This window comes from Metabacillus sp. 22489, from assembly GCF_052044855.1.
GTDB classification, from domain to species: Bacteria; Bacillota; Bacilli; order Bacillales; family Bacillaceae; genus Metabacillus; species Metabacillus niabensis.
Window position 1 is genome coordinate 29,515 of the sequence record NZ_JBQENT010000027.1, and the last position, 21,220, is coordinate 50,734.

The 21,220-nt window shown below is 32.1% G+C and carries 20 protein-coding genes and 1 riboswitch; of the genes, 14 read left to right on the forward strand and 6 right to left on the reverse strand.

The genetic code is table 11. The annotated features are described in order from the left end of the window. Window positions 1–6: 6 nt before the first annotated feature. Genes ACTJJ9_RS15795 through ACTJJ9_RS15810 form a run of 4 tightly spaced genes read left to right on the forward strand, consistent with a single transcriptional unit; the run spans window position 7 to window position 3,452 of the window. Window positions 7–615 (forward strand): sugar transferase, encoded by a 609-nt coding sequence (locus ACTJJ9_RS15795; protein ID WP_095299842.1) that lies wholly within the window; start codon window positions 7–9, stop codon window positions 613–615. After that, the gene (locus ACTJJ9_RS15800; RefSeq protein WP_249921961.1) at window positions 563–1,591 is read left to right on the forward strand and encodes an ATP-grasp domain-containing protein; all 1,029 of its coding nucleotides are present in this window, start codon (window positions 563–565) and stop codon (window positions 1,589–1,591) included. The genes ACTJJ9_RS15795 and ACTJJ9_RS15800 overlap by 53 nt, the downstream gene beginning before the upstream one ends. Next, window positions 1,581–2,294, forward strand: a complete 714-nt coding sequence (locus ACTJJ9_RS15805; protein WP_095299844.1) for an HAD family hydrolase — start codon at window positions 1,581–1,583, stop codon at window positions 2,292–2,294. The genes ACTJJ9_RS15800 and ACTJJ9_RS15805 overlap by 11 nt, the downstream gene beginning before the upstream one ends. A 45-nt stretch (window positions 2,295–2,339) precedes the next feature. Further along, the gene (locus tag ACTJJ9_RS15810) at window positions 2,340–3,452 is read left to right on the forward strand and encodes an aminotransferase class I/II-fold pyridoxal phosphate-dependent enzyme (protein WP_095299926.1); all 1,113 of its coding nucleotides are present in this window, start codon (window positions 2,340–2,342) and stop codon (window positions 3,450–3,452) included. A 67-nt stretch (window positions 3,453–3,519) separates the two neighbouring features. On the opposite strand, the gene ACTJJ9_RS15815 is transcribed toward ACTJJ9_RS15810, so the two are convergent. Next, a complete protein-coding gene (locus ACTJJ9_RS15815; RefSeq protein ID WP_170944315.1) occupies window positions 3,520–5,613 on the reverse strand; it encodes a right-handed parallel beta-helix repeat-containing protein in 2,094 nt (697 codons plus the stop codon). A 276-nt stretch (window positions 5,614–5,889) separates the two neighbouring features. On the opposite strand from ACTJJ9_RS15815, the gene galE reads away from it, so the two are divergent. The 10 genes from galE (at window position 5,890) to ACTJJ9_RS15865 (ending at window position 16,871) form a co-directional block, all read left to right on the forward strand. After that, the gene (gene galE, locus ACTJJ9_RS15820) at window positions 5,890–6,942 is read left to right on the forward strand and encodes a UDP-glucose 4-epimerase GalE (protein WP_095299846.1); all 1,053 of its coding nucleotides are present in this window, start codon (window positions 5,890–5,892) and stop codon (window positions 6,940–6,942) included. A 593-nt stretch (window positions 6,943–7,535) separates the two neighbouring features. After that, the gene (locus ACTJJ9_RS15825; RefSeq protein ID WP_186324263.1) at window positions 7,536–8,786 is read left to right on the forward strand and encodes a sulfotransferase family protein; all 1,251 of its coding nucleotides are present in this window, start codon (window positions 7,536–7,538) and stop codon (window positions 8,784–8,786) included. Further along, a complete protein-coding gene (locus ACTJJ9_RS15830) occupies window positions 8,783–10,714 on the forward strand; it encodes an asparagine synthase-related protein (protein ID WP_145583511.1) in 1,932 nt (643 codons plus the stop codon). Before ACTJJ9_RS15825 ends, ACTJJ9_RS15830 begins: the two co-directional genes overlap by 4 nt. A 21-nt stretch (window positions 10,715–10,735) precedes the next feature. Beyond that, complete coding sequence (locus ACTJJ9_RS15835; protein ID WP_233452388.1) at window positions 10,736–10,879, forward strand: paeninodin family lasso peptide; 144 nt, start codon at window positions 10,736–10,738, stop codon at window positions 10,877–10,879. Window positions 10,880–11,179: 300 nt separating this feature from the next. Next, the gene (locus ACTJJ9_RS15840) at window positions 11,180–12,115 is read left to right on the forward strand and encodes an aldolase (protein WP_145583509.1); all 936 of its coding nucleotides are present in this window, start codon (window positions 11,180–11,182) and stop codon (window positions 12,113–12,115) included. Further along, a complete protein-coding gene (locus tag ACTJJ9_RS15845) occupies window positions 12,108–12,407 on the forward strand; it encodes a lasso peptide biosynthesis PqqD family chaperone (RefSeq protein ID WP_145583507.1) in 300 nt (99 codons plus the stop codon). The genes ACTJJ9_RS15840 and ACTJJ9_RS15845 overlap by 8 nt, the downstream gene beginning before the upstream one ends. A 56-nt stretch (window positions 12,408–12,463) precedes the next feature. Further along, the gene (locus tag ACTJJ9_RS15850; protein WP_145583515.1) at window positions 12,464–12,907 is read left to right on the forward strand and encodes a lasso peptide biosynthesis B2 protein; all 444 of its coding nucleotides are present in this window, start codon (window positions 12,464–12,466) and stop codon (window positions 12,905–12,907) included. Continuing rightward, window positions 12,888–14,060, forward strand: coding sequence for a nucleotidyltransferase domain-containing protein (locus ACTJJ9_RS15855; protein WP_145583505.1), 1,173 nt, complete (start codon window positions 12,888–12,890; stop codon window positions 14,058–14,060). The genes ACTJJ9_RS15850 and ACTJJ9_RS15855 overlap by 20 nt, the downstream gene beginning before the upstream one ends. 18 nt (window positions 14,061–14,078) lie before the next feature. Further along, window positions 14,079–15,872: an ABC transporter ATP-binding protein gene (locus ACTJJ9_RS15860; protein WP_145583503.1), complete on the forward strand. Its 1,794-nt coding sequence runs from the start codon at window positions 14,079–14,081 to the stop codon at window positions 15,870–15,872. Between the two features lie 42 nt (window positions 15,873–15,914). Then, window positions 15,915–16,871 carry a metallophosphoesterase gene (locus tag ACTJJ9_RS15865; protein ID WP_145583501.1) on the forward strand — a complete coding sequence of 319 codons (957 nt, stop codon included), beginning with the start codon at window positions 15,915–15,917 and terminating at the stop codon, window positions 16,869–16,871. Between the two features lie 14 nt (window positions 16,872–16,885). Here the strand turns inward: ACTJJ9_RS15865 and ACTJJ9_RS15870 are convergent, their stop codons facing one another. The 5 genes from ACTJJ9_RS15870 to ACTJJ9_RS15890 form a co-directional block, all read right to left on the reverse strand. Then, the gene (locus tag ACTJJ9_RS15870; protein WP_145583498.1) at window positions 16,886–17,353 is read right to left on the reverse strand and encodes a S26 family signal peptidase; all 468 of its coding nucleotides are present in this window, start codon (window positions 17,351–17,353) and stop codon (window positions 16,886–16,888) included. 256 nt (window positions 17,354–17,609) lie between these two features. Then, the gene (locus ACTJJ9_RS15875) at window positions 17,610–17,942 is read right to left on the reverse strand and encodes a helix-turn-helix domain-containing protein (RefSeq protein ID WP_095299856.1); all 333 of its coding nucleotides are present in this window, start codon (window positions 17,940–17,942) and stop codon (window positions 17,610–17,612) included. Between the two features lie 102 nt (window positions 17,943–18,044). After that, a complete protein-coding gene (locus tag ACTJJ9_RS15880; protein ID WP_095299857.1) occupies window positions 18,045–18,191 on the reverse strand; it encodes an anti-repressor SinI family protein in 147 nt (48 codons plus the stop codon). Between the two features lie 32 nt (window positions 18,192–18,223). Next, window positions 18,224–18,311, reverse strand: a riboswitch (cyclic di-GMP riboswitch). Window positions 18,312–18,680: 369 nt separating this feature from the next. After that, window positions 18,681–19,481 (reverse strand): YqhG family protein, encoded by an 801-nt coding sequence (locus ACTJJ9_RS15885; protein ID WP_145583496.1) that lies wholly within the window; start codon window positions 19,479–19,481, stop codon window positions 18,681–18,683. Between the two features lie 23 nt (window positions 19,482–19,504). Continuing rightward, a complete protein-coding gene (locus ACTJJ9_RS15890) occupies window positions 19,505–21,184 on the reverse strand; it encodes an SNF2-related protein (protein WP_145583494.1) in 1,680 nt (559 codons plus the stop codon). Window positions 21,185–21,220: the final 36 nt, after the last annotated feature.

A 21,220-nucleotide genomic window follows, 5' to 3' on the forward strand; every position in this document is an offset into this window, starting at 1 on the left:
CTATAAATGAAACGACTATTCGATATTGGTTGCGTAATTGTAATGCTGATTTTGTTATCGTTTTTTATAACTATCATAGCAATCCTTGTTCGAATAAATTTAGGATCACCGATCATATTTAAACAAATACGACCAGGTAAACATGGAAAGCCATTTTCACTCTATAAATTCCGTACAATGACGGATGGAAGAGATGAAAATGGTTTTTTATTACCTGATGAGCTAAGGTTAACCTCATTTGGGAAATTTTTAAGAAAATATAGTCTAGATGAATTCCCACAATTACTAAATGTATTAAAAGGGGATATTAGCTTAGTTGGTCCTCGTCCACTTCTTATGGACTATTTACCCTTATATACGGAGGAACAAGCAAAGCGACATTTAGTTAAACCAGGAATAACAGGGTGGGCACAAGTAAATGGTCGTAATAGTATCTCATGGGAAGAAAAATTCAAATTAGATGTTTGGTATGTAGAAAACCAAAGCTTCCTATTAGATATTAAAATCCTATTTTTAACAATAAAAAAGGTTATTAATTCTGAAGGTATAAAGCATGGCGATTATGCAACAATGCCAATATTTAGAGGGAGTAATGAATATGAACAAGGACAATGAATTCAATATTCTTTTCACAAGTTCTGGAAGGAGAGTTTCACTGATTAAACTATTTAAGGAGGTTTATCATACAAATAATATTTCTGGGAAGATAATAACGGCTGATTTAAAAAATAGCGCACCATCTGCATTTATTAGTGATAAACATTATATTGTTCCGAGAGTAGATAATGGCAATTATCTTCTGGAGCTTTTAAAAATTTGTGAAAAAGAAAATATTAATCTAGTTATCCCCTTAATAGATACAGAATTAGTACTCTTATCCGAAAATCGTCATTTATTTGAAGAGCTTGATGTAAAGCTATTCGTATCTGGTACTCTTTTGAACGAAATTGCTTGTGATAAAGTAAAAACCTATCAATTTTTCAAGGAGAATAATATAGAAACACCAAAGGTTTTTAGTAACGAAGAACTAACAGAGAAAATTTATGAATTTCCTCTGTTGATAAAACCATATAATGGAAGTTCAAGTAAAGGGGTAACGAAAGTTCATACTGAAAAGGAATTAAGTTTTTTTAAAGACTATATTGCTAATTCAATCGTTCAAGAATTTATTGAAGGGATTGAATATACTGTCGATGTAATGGTTGATTTTTATGGCAATATAAAAACAATCGTACCTCGTCGCAGAATTGAAACTAGAGCAGGTGAAGTGAGTAAAGGAATCACGAAAAAGGATATAGATATTATCCATGCAGTTGAAAAGGTTATAAATGTCTTACCTGAACCGATTGGCTGTTTGACACTTCAGTGTTTTAAAAAAGATAACGGAGATATTACTTTCATAGAAATTAATCCAAGATTTGGTGGAGGTATCCCTTTATCTATAAAAGCAGGGGCAAATTTCCCGTTATGGACAATTAATAGTACAAAAGGTGAAAAATTCTTAGAAGAAGATTTTAGTTGGAAGGAAAATTTAACAATGCTGAGATACGATGAGGCAATTTTTATTGAGAGGTTACGTGATGTCAACTAAAGCAATGATTTTTGATTTGGATGATACTTTATTTGCTGAAAAAGATTATATCTTCAGCGGATTCCTTGCAGTTGATAAAGCTGTTCAAAAAAAGTTGTCAGTAAGTGGATTTTATAAAATAGCTATTGAACTTTTTGAAGAAGGGGAAAGAAAGTATATATTTAATCGGGCACTTGATAGGTTGAATGTAAATTATAATAATAAATTAATTCACTCTCTTTTAAAAACTTATCGCACACATTTGCCGGATATTCAGTTGTTAAATGATGCTAAATGGGTAATAGAAAATCTTCATGATAGTGTGAAATTGGGCATTATTTCAGATGGTTATATTGACGCGCAATACAACAAAGTAAAAGCATTAAATCTAAAGAATATGTTTCACTCAATTATACTATCTGACCGATTTGGAAGAGAGAATTGGAAACCAAGTAAAGTACCGTATTTACATGTTTGTATGGCATTACAAGTTGAACATAAAGATTGTATATATATTGGTGATAATTTATCTAAGGATTTCATTACAGCAAAAAGCTTAGGTTGGAAGACAGTTTATATTGAAAGAAGACATGGTATGTATCCTAATATTATTGTTGATGAGGAATACCAAGCACATTATAAAATTAGTGATTTGAAGGAATTATCACTAATTAATGAGTTTGAAAATTTATTTAAAAAGCAATATGTACCATATAGTATTTAAGGGGGAAATAATTTGCAAAGTCGGATTTATTTATCGGCACCTCATATGAGCGGAAATGAGAATAAATATATTAATGAAGCAATTCGATCAAATTGGATAGCTCCACTTGGCCCAAATGTCGACCTTTTTGAAAAAGAGTTATCTGAAAAAATCGGAGTAAAGGCTGCTGTTGCGGTTTCATCGGGGACAGCAGCTATTCATTTGGCACTATTGTTACTTAACGTTAATAAAGGGGATAAGGTTTTTTGTTCTACACTAACTTTTGTAGCAAGTGCCAATCCAATTTTATATCAGGGTGCAGAACCTGTTTTTATTGATTCAGAACCAGATACTTGGAATATGTCCCCACAAGCATTAAAAAGAGCGTTTGTTGATGCAGAAAAAGAAGGGGAATTGCCAAAGGCAGTAATTGTTGTCAATTTATACGGGCAAAGTGCTAAAATGGATGATATACTTTCAATCTGTGATAGTTATGGAGTTCCAATTATTGAGGATGCTGCTGAATCATTAGGAGCAATGTACAAAGGAAAGCCTAGTGGTACTTTTGGGAAATTTGGAGTTTATTCCTTTAATGGCAATAAAATTATAACAACATCTGGTGGTGGTATGCTTGTATCAAATGATGTTGAAGCTTTAAATTATGCACGTTTTTTGGCAACACAATCTAGAGATCCAGCTCCTTATTATCAACATAGTCAGATAGGTTATAACTATAGGATGAGTAATTTATTAGCTGGGGTCGGGAGAGCTCAATTGGAAGTGTTGGAGGAGCGTGTCGCTGCTAAAAGAAAAATTCACTCTATATACTATAAGGAACTTGGAAATCTCCCGGGAATATCATTCATGCCTGAATTAAAAGGATCAATTTCAAATCGTTGGTTAACTACAATTTCTATAGAAGAAAAAGAGTTTGGTCAAACTGTCAATGAATTATTAGAAAAACTGGCAATAGAAAATATTGAAGCTCGACCAGTGTGGAAGCCCCTTCATTTGCAACCACTCTTTAAATTTAGTCGTTTTTACTCTCATGATGATAGAGATATTGCAAGTGAATTATTTGAAAATGGCCTCTGTATTCCATCAGGTACAGGAATGCTTGAGAAAGAGCAATATAGAGTTATTGAATGCATTAAGAAACTAATAGAAATTTCTGTATAGACTTTTTTACTAGACGACAGCTCAGATATAATCTATAAGATAAATGTGCTGGGCAGAAATTATAATTTTAATCTTTATCAATTAAGCCATCTATTATATTTTTATTTCTGATTTCTGTACCATTGTATTTGATAGAAGCATTGTTTAGTATGTTATTTCTAATAACTACAAATGTACTGGGTGAAGTTGCATTTTCTATACCAATTTGCTTTAAGTTAGAAACATCTAGAGTATTATTTTCAATGATAATTGATTTTCCACTATATGAAGACTGTAATAAAATAAGCGGCCTTAATAAATGGTCATCGGAAATTTTTATTGTATTCCCAACTAATGTAACGGATTCGGATATTGAGCCAACGTTTAATACTGTGCCGTTAGGTTTCTCGATATAACAGTCCTTTAATGTAAATGATTTAATATTGTTTACGCTCAATAGAGAATTAAACCTGTCACTTGTTTTTATTGTACAATTTATTAATTCTATAGAATCTTCACTTGTACCCATTATCCTTAGAGTAGAAAAATCGTTCTGAAAAATACAGTTAATATACTTACCGACTAGGATCGTTCCATTGTTGAAAATAGTATTACTAAATAGCCAACCACCCTTTGCATTATTTAATACATAAGTATTATACAAGGTATCTTTCCCTTCGAAGATGCAATTTGAAATAATTTGTGGTTGGTTTTTAAGTTCTAAAGTCCACGATATCTCAGAAAATGCATTTAATTTATCAATATCGTTATAAAACCTACATCCGTCGACTGTAACGATATAGGGGAAGTCTGTATTCGAAATTAATTTACTATTATGGAATAGATTGTCGGATATTAAAATTGGTCTACTTTGATATTTACCAAGTACATGTAGTTGTGTTGCATAAAGGAAATTATTGGAAAATAAACTATTTCCTGATAGAGTAATTTTCGCTTTATGAAAAGTATTTTCTGTTACAAATATTTTATCTGCTCCTCCGTTTATCGATAAGGAAACTCCTTCTTTAACAGTGTTTGTAAGTTGATTTTTAGTAATATGAATTGATTTTCCATTTACTACTAAAATATCGTATGATGAATTATTGTGAAACTGATTGCTTTCGATGTAAATATTTTGGTTTAAATCATAGCCATCTTCAATATCTATTCCTGATTGTGGTGAAGTTCCTCCTATATGATGTATATGATTCTCTCGTATATAGCTTTGTTTTGTACCACATAAACTGATTCCTTGTCGCCTACAATGATGGAGGTTACATCTTTCAATAAAAGTTTGTTGTGGAAATGTAGCTACTCTTATATTAATTAAACATTTATTCGGATCAGGGATTGTCGTTTGGTGAAGTACTACCCTGGCAAATGCTGCACCTAATGGAACTTCAACTTCATCGAAAAATTGAACTTTTTGTTTAGAAGAATGAAATGTGTTGTCTTTGCTATAAAAAATAACATCGTAAAAGTCACAAACAATATCTGCTCCAAGATTTCCAAATCCATTCCCATATAATCCGAAATAACCATATTTTACTATTTCAGTTTGTGTCAAATCAATCACTAATGTAGATCTAATCTTTTCCTTGGTAACTATGAAAGAACCGTTAGATGGACTTATACTTCCTTGCTCCCAGGATTTAGCTATTAAGGATGGGAAAGGTGAAATTTGACCGAAAGTACTATTTAAAATTATTGCATCTCCAGTGCAATTAAGTATCTCTAAATTGGTTAATCTTACATATTTTGTATTATTTCCACCATTTGAAGGTGGATTAATTGTCCCGATTTCAATCCCATGGCCTCCTTCATGGCTTCCACCAGATGAATAATTGTGTTGGTCTTTATCACCCATAATTATGCCGTTAGTTATAGTGGAATACTTCTGATTTTTTTTATAACAAATAATAGAATAGTTACTTAATCCGTTTTCATTTATTTTTAAAGTTGAACCATTTAAATCAATTGTCATATTACTGGCGGGTTCAATAGGAGTAGTTTCATTTATTACATAAGTTCCATGTGGAAATATAACTTTTGTAAAACCATTCTGACTTGCCCACATAAGCGCATCATTAATCCCTTTAGAATTATTTATAGAGAAGGATCCATTATTTGTAATCCCCCATCGGTTTAGTTCTATATAATAGGTGGAAGTTGAAGTTTCCATTTTATTTTTCATCCCCTTAAATAATGTTTATATATTAGATTCATTAATTTGTAGATTGGATTGGATGAAAAGGATTAAAAATATGAGATTTTAAAATATAAAAGGAAGAAAGGGTTGATAACAATTTACTTGAAGTGTATTATTAAAATATATTCTTTATATAGAACGAATTGTGTTTTGTAAAGCACGGAATTTTCTTAATTTATTTAAATTGAAATTATATTTTGTTTTGCTAGGAATGATCGAAAGTGAAGACATACACTGGGGGTAAAAGACATGTCGATACTTGTCACAGGAGGTACTGGATACATAGGATCACATACATGTATTGAATTATTAAAAGCAGGTTATGAAGTTATCATTGTTGATAATCTTTCAAATAGTAAACTGGAAGTGTTAAAAAGAATTCAAGAAATTACTGAAAAGGATTTTAAATTTTATGAAGTAAATTTATTGAATAAGAACTCACTTAAAGCTGTATTTTCTAAGCACGATATTAATGCAGTTATCCACTTTGCTGGTTTAAAAGCAGTTGGAGAATCGGTTGAATTTCCACTTCAATATTATCAAAATAATATTACAGGGACTCTAAATTTGTGTGAAATAATGGAACAATTCAAAGTGTTTAAATTTGTCTTTAGTTCGTCAGCCACCGTATATGGACAAAATGAAAATGCACCTTTTCATGAGGAATTACCTCTGTCAGCAACAAATCCTTACGGAAGAACAAAATTAATGATTGAAGAGATACTAAGTGATTTATATAAGGCGAATCATAATTGGAGTATTGCTCTGCTACGATATTTTAATCCGGTAGGTGCCCATCCAAGCGGTTTAATAGGTGAAGATCCAAACGGAATACCAAATAATTTAGTCCCTTATATTACTCAAGTAGCTGCTGGGAAATTGACAGAGCTCAAAGTATTTGGAAATGATTATAATACTATTGATGGAACAGGAGTTAGAGACTATATTCATGTTGTTGATTTAGCAAAAGGTCACCTGAAGGCACTTGAGAAGGTAATTAAAACGACGGGGGTTCGTCCTTATAATCTTGGAACAGGTAAAGGATATAGTGTTTTGGAGATAATTGGAACTTTCGAGAAAGTAATTGGTAGAAAAATACCATATGAAATTATTGAAAGAAGATCAGGGGATATAGGTACGAGTTTTGCAGATCCATCAAGGGCAGCAAGAGAATTAAATTGGGTTGCGACAAAAGGACTAGAGGAAATGTGTGTTGATTCATGGAGATGGCAGAAAAGCAACCCAAATGGTTTTAGTGAAGCTACAACGTTTATTGAAAATTTAGAAACGATAACAAATTAAGTTATTGAGATGATAATTTCGACTATTTATTAGTGGAAAAATATCATTGTGTTCTTTATAGGGACATATTATCGTTCTTTATAGTGTGTGAATTATTTATTATTCTATAATTGCGTACAAATAAAAATTAAATAGAAATATTCCTAAATAGAGATTTTTATACGTAACTGTTCTTAATAAAGAAAAATTTGTTCAATATGATGAAAATTAGTCTTTATAGTATTATACGAATTTCTAAAACATTTACAGAATATTTAGGATTCAAGAAATGAGTTAATTTGAAGAGTCTATTTCTATAAAAACCACTATGCAATGAAATAAAAGAAATATCCAAAGGTAATTTGTTTGAATTATCAAAAAATATTACATCATTATTGGGGGTTTGCAATGTATAAAAAAATTTGCTCAAGATGTTCAAATATTTCATACAGTAGTACGAATATAGGAAAGTGGATATGCTCTTCATGTTTAAATGATCTGACTTCGATAAAGGCGTTAACTGTTGATCATACAATCAATTTAGCGCAAATAAAAAGAAAATTGGAATTAATGAAGGGAAGTCAAGTATTTGGTAGAGGTTAAGGAGGTTCATGATGGATAAAACCATAGAAGATAATTTAATCTTTTTACTTTGTGTTCCTAGAAGTGGAAGTTCCTTAACGACGACTATCCTTCAAAACCATAGTAAAGTTTTTGCTACACAAGAAATGTGGTTATTAATGAGTTTATATGATTTACAAAATAGTCGGTCAGCACATGGAGGGAGTGCAATTATTAACCGTTTTTATAATGGAGTTGTTCCAAAGGAGTTATTTCATGATGCTTGCCGAAGCTTTGCAAATGAAATTTATTCTGGATTTCTCCAAAGATGTGGTGGGGAAGTAGTTGTAGATAAATCACCAAGATATTATTATATTCTTGAATTTTTAGATGCACTTTATCCAGCATCAAAGCGAATTTGGTTAATTCGGAACCCTTTAGCTGTTATGGCCTCATATAAAAAACTTCATTATTCAAAAGATAGAAGCTTACAACTACAAAGAGATTTGATTTCACCAACCTTTAATCTAAGATTGGCTGACATTACTGTCGGATATTTTCGTTATGCTAACTATTTTTCTAAGTGCAATTCATATTCTTATCGTTTAACATATGAAAAATTAATTCAACATCCACGTGAGGAAATTGAGAAATTATGTACGTTTCTTAGTATAAGTTATGAAGAAGGAATTGAGAAATACGGTGACTTTTTAGATAAACCGAAGGGGACCATGTTTAAAAGCATGGGTGTAGGGGATCCAAATCTTTTTGAACATAACCAGCCACATACTAAATCTCTAAATTTATGGAAGAATATTTTAACTAAGGAAGAAGTTGAAACGTATTGTAATATTCTTGGCGCAAATATTTTTCATACCTTAGGTTATAGTGATGTACTATTAGAGGCTGAAAAATGGACGGGGACAAAATATAAAGCAGATCCAGATCTTGAATTTCTTCAACTCAGAACAGAACAAATTGAAAAAATAACGAATTATAAATGGCAGAATCGATATCAAATGAAATTTAGTAGTAATACAAAGAACGGAAAAGTAGAACGATTGAATACTGAAAAAATTAGCTATAATGACCGACAGCTTTATGAGGAAAACCAACAAATGAGGATTTCTTTACAAGCTATAGAGGAAAGATTACAGAATAGTTATCGTGAACAAGAAAAGCTAAAAGGTGAATTACTTAGAATTAGAGGGAAAATAAATAAGGTCAAAACATTTATTCCTTTTAAGCATCAGATTCATCATTTTTTTGAAAATTACATATTGAAAAGTGAGGAAAAGAAGTGAGTGCAATTACAGGGATTTTCCACTTGAATGGAGAGCCAATAAAATCTGATGAAGCCTCGAGCTTGATGGAATCGTTTAATCGCTTTCCTTCAGATTATCGTCAGGTTTGGCAAAGGGAGCAAATCTTTTTAGGCTGCTTGGGCCAATGGATTACACCTGAGTCAATATTTGAACGGTTACCTTTTTATGATTATGAAAAAGAACTAGTTGTAACCGCAGATGCAATTATCGATAATCGAGAAGAATTATTTGAACGGTTGCAAATTATTAATCCATCAAGAAAGAAAATGACTGATAGTGAGTTGATTTTACATTCATATATAAAGTGGGGTGAAGCTGCCCCAAAATATATAATTGGTGATTTTGCTTTTATGATTTGGGATATCAAAAAACAAACTATATTCGGAGCCCGTGATTTATCTGGGGTAAGAACACTATATTTTGTTACCGATGAAAGTAAAAGCAGGTTTGCATTTTCAACACTTATTAAGCCCTTATTCTCACTTCCATATGTAAAAAAGCAGCCAAATGAACAGTGGTTAGCCGAATTTCTTGCTATCGATTCTATGGTAGATTGTACAGATTCATCAACAACTCCATATAAGAATATTCAGCAAGTACCCCCAGGGCATTCTATCATAGTTAACACAGAAAAAATAAAGATTATGAAATATGGAAGTTTACTCCCAGATGATTTCATTAAATTTACATCTGATGGAGAATATGAGGAAGCTTTTAAGGGAATATTTCAGGAGGCTGTGAATGTTAGATTGCGTACCTTTCGAAATGTTGGTTCACAACTAAGCGGTGGTCTAGATTCAGGCGCTGTTGTTAGCTTTGCCTCTCCAATATTAGCTAATCAAAATAAACCATTGCATACATTTAGTTATATTCCTAAAGAAGGTTTTGTCGATTGGACGCCAAAATGGGCTGTACCTAACGAAACTCCCTTTATTAAGGCGACAGCAAACTATGTTGGAAATATTCATGATAAATTATTGAATTTTCCTGATAGAGATTCTTATACAGAAATAGATGAATGGCTCGAGATGATAGAAATGCCCTATAAATTTTTTGAAAATACATTTTGGATTAGAGGAATCTATGAAAAAGCACAAGAAAATAATATCGGAGTTTTGTTAACAGGGGCGAGAGGAAATTTTTCAATCTCATATGGCCCAGGATTAGATTATTATAGTTTATTACTAAAAAAATTGAATTTTATTAAACTTTATAATGAAATTCGTTTATTTAGTCATAATCGAAATATCAGTAAGAAAAGATTATTATCTATGATTACCCACAGAGCATTACCAAAACGAAAAGGCAGCTACGGACAAAATCATTCTCGTTTACCCCAATTAATTAATCATAGTTTTGCAGAAAAAAGTCAGGTTTTTCTTAAATTAAAAAATAATAATGTCGGCAAGGATTTTAATTCATTTGAGACACGGAGAAATCATTTTGAACAACCATATTATTGGAATAAGAGTGGGGTAGTTGGAACGAAACTATCTCTAAGATATGGAACTTTAGAAAGAGATCCTACAAATGATCCGAGAATAATTAAATTTTGTTTAGCAATTCCAGTTGATCAATATATAAAACATGGGATTGATCGCTCTCTCATTAGAAGAGTGACTAAAAATAGATTACCAGATGAAGTCAGATTAAGTCAAAATATTCGAGGTATGCAAAGTGCTGATTGGATTGAACGAATGTTATCGGTTAAGGAAGAAATATTGAATGAAATACATAACGTTATTTCTGACTCAATGACAAAGGAATACCTCAACATTGATGTTTTGAAATTAGCTGTACAAAAATTAAAGGAAAAGCCATTAACGGAACTTGCTGTAGATTCCCATGTAAAAGTAGCTATACGAGGATTAATTTTTCACCGGTTTATGAAGAAGGAATTTATTTAATAAATTGAAAGGGGGTGAACAATGATGATGCAATTAAAAGCGCAATGGGAAAAGCCTACATTGGAAATTCTTGATGTTAGTCATACGTATGGAGGTAAAGGTACTACACAAGTTGATACAGTAACGAGCCATGATTTTGACATTTGGGATCCTCCTGTTAGCTAACAACTCTTTATTTAGTTCCTCATGTAAAATGAAAGAAAATTTTATATGAGGAACTAAAACATTGAACAAATTACATATGTCCTTACCATTATCCTCTAACCTCTTCGCCAGATAATATTATATTCCCCTGCTTATTGACACATTTAATAAAAAATGGTAATTTGAATCTATGGTTGTTCTTTATAGAGAATAAAATAATGGAAATTCCGTAATTTCATTCCTGATAATTAAATTCTCACTAATAAAATGTTCATTATATTGAACGTGTTTTAGGGTGTTGTTTTACAAAGGGGGGGTATTATGAAGCAAGTGGAAAGACAGGGATTATACTATGCATTTGGTCTAACATTTAGTAGTGAAATTGATTTTCCAGAACTAATAAATATACAAACTAGTCGGTATATCGATGTAACAATAAAGGAGGAGGATTTAACTGAAATTTGGTTAGAATATGGGGATTCAGATAGAATTTTTGTTATTAAAGAAAAATTTTGGCTTTTTAAAGTGCCTAATGTTGCTATTTATTGTATTCAAGAAGGAAAACAGATAATAGTTTCTCCTATTTCAGAGGATAGGAAAGACTTAATTCGACTTTATCTATTAGGTACGTGTATGGGTGCATTATTAATGCAAAGAAGAATTCTTCCTTTACATGGTAGTGCAATTGAGATTAACGGCAAAGCGTACGCAATAGTTGGTGATTCTGGCGCTGGAAAATCAACAACTGCAGCTGCTTTTTTAAGGCAAGGATATCGTTTTATTAGTGATGATGTAATTTCGGTTTTTCTTAATGATAGAAATGTACCTATTGTTTGTGCTTCCTATCCTCAGCAAAAGCTGTGGCAAGAAAGTATTAATGAGTTTGGGATGGACTCCAAATTATATCGTCCTATATTTGAAAGGGAAAAGAAGTATGCAATCCCAGTAAGCGAGCAGTTTGTAGATAAGCCCTTGCCATTAGCAGGTATTATAGAGCTTGTAAAAAATGAAGACGAAAAGTTAGGAATCTACCAAATACATAAACTAGAGAGGCTACAAACAATATTTAATCATACATACCGGAACTTTTTTATTGTACCAGCAGGTTTGTTGCAATGGCATTTTCATACCTCTACAACCATATGTGAAGCTGTTAAGCTTTTTAGAATCAAACGTCCATTGCAAAGATTTACAGCCTATGATTTAACAGAAATGATTATATCGACATGTAATGAGGAGGAAATAATATATGGGTGATATATTTGAAGGACCCTTTTATATAAAGCAAAAAGAGGGAAATATTGTAAGTGATATGGATGGAGAAAAAGTAATGTTAAGCATTTTAAATGGGAAATATTATAATTTAGGGAAAATTGGAGGAGTAATTTGGGACTTAATTGAAAAACCAATTTCTTATCCTGAGCTAGTAGACTCTTTAGTAAATAATTATGATGTCGACAGAGGTGAATGTGAGAAACAGGTACTATCATTTCTAGAATCCCTTAAGAAAGAAGAATTAATCGTAATAAAAGAAGGTAGCATAATGTGAAATTCAACATTATAAAGAGATGGAGACCTTTTGCAAAGTTGAAAATTTTGATTGCTATGGATTGGAGGATGAAATGTCTTCTTGTAGAATCCTATATTTATTTAGCATTAGGATGGCATTTGAAAAGATTACCATTTTCGAATGTGGCACCTTCTCTAGGACTTCAAATGGATGAAACAACCTATTTACCTATGCCAAATAGAAAAAAGGAATTATTAAATATATCCCAAGCAATTCGAATTATGAATAGGTATACCTTTTGGGAAAGTCAATGTTTAGTTCAGGCATTTGCTGCGATGAAAATGTTAGAAAGACGAGGAATAGAAAGTACGCTATATCTTGGTACAGCAAGAGAGGAAAACGGAAAGTTAATTGCCCATGCTTGGCTGCGAAGCGGGCCTTATATTGTTACAGGCTTTGAAGGAAAAGATAAGTTCACGATAGTAGGGAAATTCGCCAAAAAAATTGGAGGCAAGGATTGTGGAGAAATTTCAACTTGATATAGCAAGCATCCCAAATGAGCTTAATGTTATTTTACAGATTTTAAGGAATCAAAATAGCTATAGTCCTATTCCAACAAGAACATTGTCCTCTTTCCATTGGAAAAGCTTTATAAAACAGGCTAAACACCATCGTGTTTTTCCAGTATTATATAAAAAAATAAAAGATGTTGATCAATTTATAGTTCCAAAAGAAATAATACAAGAATTCGAAATTGAATACCGACAAAACACATTTATGATGCTTAAATTAAGCGCGGAGATAGACTTAATAAATCGATTATTTTCTGAAGAGGCTATTAAGATATTATTTTTAAAAGGTCCGGTCATTGCCCATGATCTGTATGGTGATATTTCACTACGTACTTCAAGTGATTTGGATTTTCTTATTCAGATAAAAGATCTTCAGAGAGCTGAAAAAATTTTAATGGAAATGGGTTATATAAAAAATGATTATATTAAGTCTGTCCTAAATGATTGGAAGTGGAGACATCATCATTTTGCGTTTTATCATCCTCAAAAGAGAATAAAACTTGAAATTCATTGGAGGTTAAATCCAGGACCAAATGCTGAACAAAGCTTTAATGAATTATGGAAAAGGAAAAGAAATAGTAACTTAACGAACACAAATGTTTTTTATTTAGGGAAAGAAGATTTGTTTGTCTTTTTAATATCACATGGTTCTCGTCATGGTTGGTCAAGACTTAGGTGGCTACTAGATATTCATTATCTCTTACATAAAGATATTGACTGGAATTTAGTGAAGCATCTTTTACGTAAGTATCAGTTAACACACATAGCGGGTCAGGCGCTTCTACTATCCAATTCTCTCCTAAATACTAAGTATCCACATGAAATCAAGTTTTTAGTAAATAAAAGACGTTCTCGTAAATTAGCACAAGATGCAATTTTTTATCTTGAAAGAATGGTTAACCTTCATACAGAGCCTCTACCAGACGAAGTGGCATCATACCATTCGAGGCATTTGTTTTCTCTAAAATCGATGAATCAAAAACTACTATTTATAATAAGTTTACTATTTCCTTTCTCAGAAGATGCGGAAACTCTACCATTACCAAAAAGGATGCATTTTCTTTATTTTCCTTTACGTCCTTTTTTATGTGCTTGGCGAAGAGCTAGGAAGCATGTATAACCCTAGGAGGAACAAGCAATGTCAGATCTTTTTTATTTTTTAAGGCAAATCCAGTCGTTCGCAGGCAAGAAATTATTCGTTAATTTTTTTGCAATGGTATGTATTAGTTTGTTAGATGGAATTGGAATTTTGCTATTAATTCCAATGATAAGCATAAGTGGTGTAATTGAGGTCGAACCAAGTGGACAATCTGTCATAAGCCTTTTTTCATTTCTACAAGATGTTCCAACTGAAGCTGGCTTAGCGGTTATTTTATGTTTGTATTTACTTATTGTCATTAGTCATAACTTTTTCCAACGAATGATTACTGTACAAAACGCTAAAATACAGCATGGGTTTCTTCGATATTTACGTGTTGAAACATATCGTGCTATTTTGCAAGCAAATTGGGACTTTTTTATAAAAAATAGAAAATCTGATCTTATCAATATATTAACAACTGAAATCGTTCGAACAAGCTCAGGTACGCAATCGTTTCTACAATTTATGTCATCTCTGATTTTCACGTTGATCCAAATTGGTCTAGCTTTTTTCCTTTCTCCGGCAATTACTTTATTTGTTTTACTATGTGGAATTATTTTATTAGTGTTGAATCGGAAGTTTTTAAAAACATCTATTGCACTAGGTCAGCGGAACTATCATTTAGGAAAAGAGCATTTAGCTGGGATAACAGAACAAATTAACGGCATTAAGGATGTAAAAAGCAATACATTAGAACAGTCAAGAATCAACTGGTATCAAATGATCACAAAGCAAATATTAACTGAGCAGGTAGACTATACAAAGCTGAAAATGAAAACACAATTTTATTATCGAACTGCAAGTTCTATTTTTCTCGTAATCTTTATTTATTTTGCAATAAATCTTTTTCATGCACAAGTAGCGCAGTTAATGATGATTGTATTAATTTTTTCAAGATTATGGCCGAGAGTTGCAGGGATACAAGGTTCTTTAGAACAAATGGCAACGATTCTACCAGCATTTAAAGCCGTAAAAACGATGCAATATCAATGTTATGAAGCAAAAGAAATAAATTTAGAAAATTTAAACGAGATTATGCCTCTAGAAATTACCCAGGAAATGGTTTGTGAGCAGGTTTCATTCCGCTATCATCCTACATCTGAATTTGCGCTGAAAAATATTAATCTTACTATTCCTGTTAATAAAATGACCGCAGTTGTCGGTCGTTCAGGTGCAGGGAAGAGCACACTAATTGATTTGTTAATGGGATTAAATTATCCGGAAAAGGGAAATATCGTCATCGATGGAGTTCCTTTAACAAGCGATATGGTTATCGCATTAAGAAAAGCTGTAAGTTATGTACCTCAGGAACCATTCCTTTTTAATGCAAGCATTCGGGAAAATTTATTACTTTTAGTGCCTGATGCAACTGAGGAAAGTATTTGGGATGCATTAGATTTTGCCTCTGCAGCTGAATTTGTGAGAAAGCTACCACAAGGGTTAGATACACGTATAGGTGATCGTGGTATTAAATTATCTGGGGGAGAACGACAGCGTATCGTTTTAGCTCGCGCTATCCTTCGAAAACCATCGATTCTTGTACTGGATGAAGCTACAAGTGCTCTAGATGTTGAAAATGAAGCGAAAATTCAACAATCTATTGAAAGATTGAAGGGAAGGATGACAATTATTGTAATCGCCCATCGCTTATCTACAATTCGCCATGCTGACCAAGTAATTGTTTTAGATGAAGGTGTTATTGTGCAAAAGGGGCAATACCGTCAATTGGCAAAGGATAAACGAAGCGTTTTTGGACATTTAGTTAGTAATCAATTAGAGGCAAATTATTAATTATTGGCTCTTTTGAGCTACTGATTATAAGGAGTTTTGCTCTTGAAAAGACGTATTAGATACTTGATTCTAGCAATTTTTATGTTCGTATTGTTTCTTATTGGATATACAATTTGGGATAATAATAGAATTATTGTCACCGAGGAGGAAGTTTTGATTAAAGATTTACCTCAAGAATTAGAGGGATTTACAATATTGCAAATTTCTGATTTGCATGAAAAAGAATTTGGGAAGAATCAGAAAAAATTGATCGAATTAGTTAATTCCTTACAATATGATTCGCTCGTAATAACGGGAGATTTATTAGCTGATCAAAATAGTCTGAATTATGATCCGATTTATATGTTATTTGAAGGGATTCGAAATAAGGAGCATGCATTATTTGTCCCAGGTAATACTGATCCTGTTAAAAGCTTTAATGTTAGAAAGAATAGAAGTGAAAAACATGAATTTATACAAGGATTGGAATCTCGAGGAATAAAATTATTGGATTCGAATTATTCAATTACAAAAGGAGGTTCAAAAGTTTACTTTGTGGATTTTAAAAAGTCATTACAGGCAGAGAATAATAAGAGCGAGATAGGTGGAATTGAAGCATTGCAATTAGCACGAAATGATATGTCGATCTTAAACAATTTAACAGAACAAGATGTGCTTATTGGATTGACACATTATCCAATTGTTGATATCCAAATTGACCAAATTAAAGCAAATCCTAATATGAAGTTTCATAATTTTGATTTAATTATGGCAGGACATTATCATGGCGGACAAATAAGATTACCTTTTCTTGGAGCATTATTTGTACCAGAGCCTTATTATAAACATGGTGGTTTATTTCCTCCTTCAGATCGAGTAAAAGGCTTATGGGAATATCGGCAAACTAAACAATATGTTAGTGCAGGGTTAGGAAGTAGTAAAGCCATCTCCTTTTTAGGATTCCGGTTATTTAATACTCCAGAAATAAATTTAATTAGCTTTAAAAATAGAGGTGAATAATACAATGATAATTTTTAAATGGATGATAGCCTTTTTCTAAACTTATTCTTAAATCGGATATAAATCTTAATTATATTGGAGAGAAATGGAAACTTGGTAATGAAATAGCCCCAAAGTATTGCTTTTAAATCATTTGAATAAACCTTCTTTTTCTTTTTATCAATTGTAATAAGCTTACCAATAATTTGATTTATTTCAATTGGACCAATACTTTTTGAATTTAAATCACCTTTTAAGAATACATATTTTGGATTCGCTTTATCTATGTATAATAAACGGTGTGTTAGCAATTGCCCAGAGGATGTATAGTAAAGAAGGATATCACCCCGTTTAACTGTTTTTAGATCAAATTTAGTATATCTGCAAATATTTCCTTCTTTTATAAATGGATACATCGACATACTTGATGCTGGAAGATCCATCCAGCCATATGTTTTAATTGTATGGAGCAATAAATCGATCGTGTCTTGATTAAATTGCATGAGTCACCAACCTTTTCTTCCTTCTTCCAGTGATAACTTTTCAATAAACTAGAAATATATTAGCGTTTTATTAAGAACGAGTTAATTGAAGGTTTTGCTATCATTTTCTATAGTAAGTATAACGATTATAGTACTTGCTGAAAAGAAATAAAAAGTGACAGGAAAATATCTATTTTGACAATTTCAAGAGAAGTTCATTATAAAGAACAAATAAAGAGCATAATTAGTGAAATTTCACCAATTATGCTTATGTACATTATTTATTTGTTTCATTCTTAAGCTTCCATTTATTAAATTCTAAGAATTCCCGAAATTGTTCTTTAGATACACCGGATTTCATGGCATCTTGCACTAATTTCGTCCATTCATAGTCTAGTTCATTTGAGTCATTTTCATTTTTATCTAGAAGTACATTTACAGACACTCCAAGCACTGCAGAAACCTTTTCTAAAAATTGAACAGAAGGGTTGGATTGGAGATTGCGTTCAATGGAACTAAGATAAGATTTTGCAACTCCTGCTCTTTCTGCTAATTCAGATAATGATAAATTTTTCTGTGTCCGATATTTTTTTATTCTAGGACCAATCACGTCAAGTCACCTTCCTTTTTGTTAGTTATAGTATAACATATAAAGAAGGAAAGGTTTTATATGGAGAACATAATAAGAAAAAAATTATATCAAATAGTTCTATTATTTAGGAGGATGTTCTGCTTTTGAAAAAAACTCTTTTATTTCCTCGATACTAATCCCTAGCTCGAGAGCCTCTAAAATCATTTCAACCCATTCACGATCTAATTGTCCATCCTTTTTAATTTTATCAATAAGCTCACTATTCAATATGTACCCCTCCTAAAATACTTTGATGTATTCCAGGCAGTCCAGCCGTCATAGTATGTACGATACATTAGACCTGTGACTTTGCGTCCCAATTTTTCAATAGGTTTGCCTTTATCTGTTCATATTAACGTTTTCATTATATAAATCAAAAGTCCTCTGTAGAAATAGACTTTTTGACTACAATCTCTATTATAAAAATAAATTTTCAGAATGTTTGTTGATTGGTGTCGAGGGAGTAAAATTTTATTATTCTTCGTCATTTGTAATCTATTTGTAATAATACATAGGTATTAATGCCTGAAAATGCGCTAAAAATCAGATGTTGTTATGGTAATTTAAGGAATCTTTAAATGAACTTAAAGTAACCTTATGTAAGGGATGTTGAATGTTGTCGAAGAATAGTGAATTTTGTTAGAGTGGATGATTTTTAACGTTTTGTCCTTTAAACAAAGAGAAAAAAGCAATTGGAAGACCAACTGCTACTTGAAGTTACTTAAATATAGCATTTTGCGTTAGAAAGAAGATCCCACCGTTTTGGATATTAATATGAATATGTGGTTCATATAGTTCACGTAATGCTTCTTTTTCTAATGTGTAACAATCAGGTTTTTCCTCAATGTCCTCGTAAAAATGGTCTAGTAGCTTTAGGTCATCTTCCCATCTTTTTCTCGCTGAATCAGCCCATGAATGATCCTGACTTTTAACATATTGTTCAATGAATTGTTCAATTCTCTTTAATCCACTTTGTGGTTTTATTAATGGAGTCATTGTAAAACAAAAGTCAGGTATTTTGGGTGTTAGATTAAGTTTTTCTAATTTTTCTTGGAAACCCTCTACAAGTGTCCCACTAACTAAATGTAGACCAATTGAATGAATTTCGTCTTTTTTCATATCACACTGATAGGAAACAATGATATTTACACCGATCCAGGGTTGTAAGGCAATGTTTCCGTTATTCTCATGTTCAACTTTTTCGTATAAGCGGATAAACCTGCCTAACCGTTTTGTTGCTTGAAAGATTTGATGAAGCCGTGGTGAACCAAAATGCATAAATTCACCTTTTAGATCGGAAGGGGCTTTTTGTTTGTCTGTAATAAATGTTAGTTTCATTGGGTTAGGTACACCGTTTGTTTTTTCAAGATAATGCCAATAGAATGGACGATTCATTAGCTCCTTATCCATTTCTATCGTAAGTTGCACTGTTAAGTAACCAGGGTTATTTTCTATTAGTTCACAGGAGTTAGCGTTAAAAAAACTTTCAAGAAAGTTGTGTATTTTTTGTTGTTCCATCTAATTTTTTCCACCTCTTGCAATCAAGTTGCTTTTCGTTTTTGTTCTTCTTGTGATTTTTGGGCAAAATCTAATATTGATGCTAAGTTTTCCATTTTAATTTTCATTTCACCATCAGATTTTGAGTGATACATAATTTCCTGAACATGCTCCTCAAAATTTTTTATTTCTAACCTTGTTAAAATTTCATCTAACTCTCCAATTACTTTTTCAAACAAATGAATTTTTTCATATAATAGTTTTAAAATATGCTCTTCTACAGTATTCTTCGTTGCCATATTGTAAATGTGTACGTCATGTTCTTGACCTAAACGGTGTATACGTCCAATTCTTTGTTCGAGTCTCATTGGGTTCCATGGGAGATCGTAATTTATGATATGGTGACAGAACTGTAAATTTATCCCTTCACCACCTGCCTCTGTAGCTATTAACACCTGGACTTGATTTTTAAATAAATCTTTCATCCAATCCTTTTTGCCGCGTTTGAATCCTCCACGAAACGGTACAGAGGTTATTCCGTTCTGTTTCAAAAACCATTGTAAATAAAATTGTGTTGCTCGATATTCGGTAAAGATTATAACTTTATCATTTATTTTTTTAATTAGTTCAACAACTTTAAGGGCTTTTGAATTTTGGGTGACACCGTCAATTGCGACCATTATATTTTTTATTACATCATTTGGTAAGATATTTTCAGCTTCTTCAGAGCGATCAAGCATTTTCTTCAATGTCATATAGACAGCTTCACGGCTGCTGCATGCCTCACGCTGAAGAGTCATAATTGAAAAAGCAAAAGCTGAAAATTGGTTAGAATCACGCAAAGATGTAATGGTGTCATATAATCGTTGTTCAGTCTCTGAGAATTGAATTGGGACGGTTTCAACATGTCGTTTTGGCCAATCGATACCAGTATCTCCGCGGCGGTTTCGAATCATGACCTTGTCGATAAGCTCTCGTAAGTGTTCATGGTCTTCAAGAGAGCGTTCTTTTGCTGAGAATGCTTCACTAAAGTAAGACTCATTTCCTAAATGCCCAGGCTTTAAGAGTGAAACAAGGTTGAAAATTTCTTCAATTCTATTCTGGACAGGTGTTGCTGTTAAAAGTAAGCAATATTTCTTTTTTAAATTTTGTACAAATTCATAGTTTTTGGTTTTATTATTTTTTAACTTATGTGCCTCATCAATAATAATTAAATCATATGGTTGTTCTGTAACAATTTCACGATGAGGACTGCGCTTTGCTGTATCAATCGATGAAACAACGACATCACATGATTCCCATACATAGCTCTTTTTTTGTTCAACAGCAGGGATAAAAAATTTTTCATTCAGTTCTTTTGCCCATTGGGAAACAAGTGATGCTGGAACTAAAATTAGTACTTTTTTGACAAGTCCACGAATCATATATTCTTTTAAAATTAATCCTGCTTCAATTGTTTTACCTAAACCAACTTCATCTGCTAGAATAGCTTTTCCGTTCATTTTCTCCACTACTCTTTGTGCGACCTCTAATTGATGTGGTAAAGGTGTAAAATTCGGTAGATGCTTTGGTGCCTGCAAGCCAGTAAATGAAGGGACAACTGTTTGTTGTTGGACCTCATATGCTAGCTTATAAAGGTCCCAGTTTGCCCAAGGTCCATCACTATTTAACTTTGTGAAAAATTCTTCCTGCCAGCTTGAATCAAAGTTAATCTTTACATTCATATTAATGACAATCCTTTCATTGGTTGAGGCTAGTAT

Excerpts from the sequence above, each read along its gene's own strand:
- ACTJJ9_RS15795 (WP_095299842.1), top strand. The coding sequence starts at position 7 with ATGAAACGACTATTCGATATTGGTTGCGTAATTGTAATGCTGATTTTG.
- ACTJJ9_RS15800 (WP_249921961.1), top strand. The coding sequence starts at position 563 with ATGCAACAATGCCAATATTTAGAGGGAGTAATGAATATGAACAAGGAC.
- ACTJJ9_RS15805 (WP_095299844.1), top strand. The coding sequence starts at position 1,581 with ATGTCAACTAAAGCAATGATTTTTGATTTGGATGATACTTTATTTGCT.
- ACTJJ9_RS15810 (WP_095299926.1), top strand. The coding sequence starts at position 2,340 with ATGAGCGGAAATGAGAATAAATATATTAATGAAGCAATTCGATCAAAT.
- ACTJJ9_RS15815 (WP_170944315.1), bottom strand. The coding sequence starts at position 5,613 with ATGGAAACTTCAACTTCCACCTATTATATAGAACTAAACCGATGGGGG.
- galE (WP_095299846.1), top strand. The coding sequence starts at position 5,890 with ATGTCGATACTTGTCACAGGAGGTACTGGATACATAGGATCACATACA.
- ACTJJ9_RS15825 (WP_186324263.1), top strand. The coding sequence starts at position 7,536 with ATGGATAAAACCATAGAAGATAATTTAATCTTTTTACTTTGTGTTCCT.
- ACTJJ9_RS15835 (WP_233452388.1), top strand. The coding sequence starts at position 10,736 with ATGATGATGCAATTAAAAGCGCAATGGGAAAAGCCTACATTGGAAATT.
- ACTJJ9_RS15840 (WP_145583509.1), top strand. The coding sequence starts at position 11,180 with ATGAAGCAAGTGGAAAGACAGGGATTATACTATGCATTTGGTCTAACA.
- ACTJJ9_RS15845 (WP_145583507.1), top strand. The coding sequence starts at position 12,108 with ATGGGTGATATATTTGAAGGACCCTTTTATATAAAGCAAAAAGAGGGA.
- ACTJJ9_RS15850 (WP_145583515.1), top strand. The coding sequence starts at position 12,464 with ATGGATTGGAGGATGAAATGTCTTCTTGTAGAATCCTATATTTATTTA.
- ACTJJ9_RS15860 (WP_145583503.1), top strand. The coding sequence starts at position 14,079 with ATGTCAGATCTTTTTTATTTTTTAAGGCAAATCCAGTCGTTCGCAGGC.
- ACTJJ9_RS15870 (WP_145583498.1), bottom strand. The coding sequence starts at position 17,353 with ATGCAATTTAATCAAGACACGATCGATTTATTGCTCCATACAATTAAA.
- ACTJJ9_RS15885 (WP_145583496.1), bottom strand. The coding sequence starts at position 19,481 with ATGGAACAACAAAAAATACACAACTTTCTTGAAAGTTTTTTTAACGCT.
- ACTJJ9_RS15890 (WP_145583494.1), bottom strand. The coding sequence starts at position 21,184 with ATGAATGTAAAGATTAACTTTGATTCAAGCTGGCAGGAAGAATTTTTC.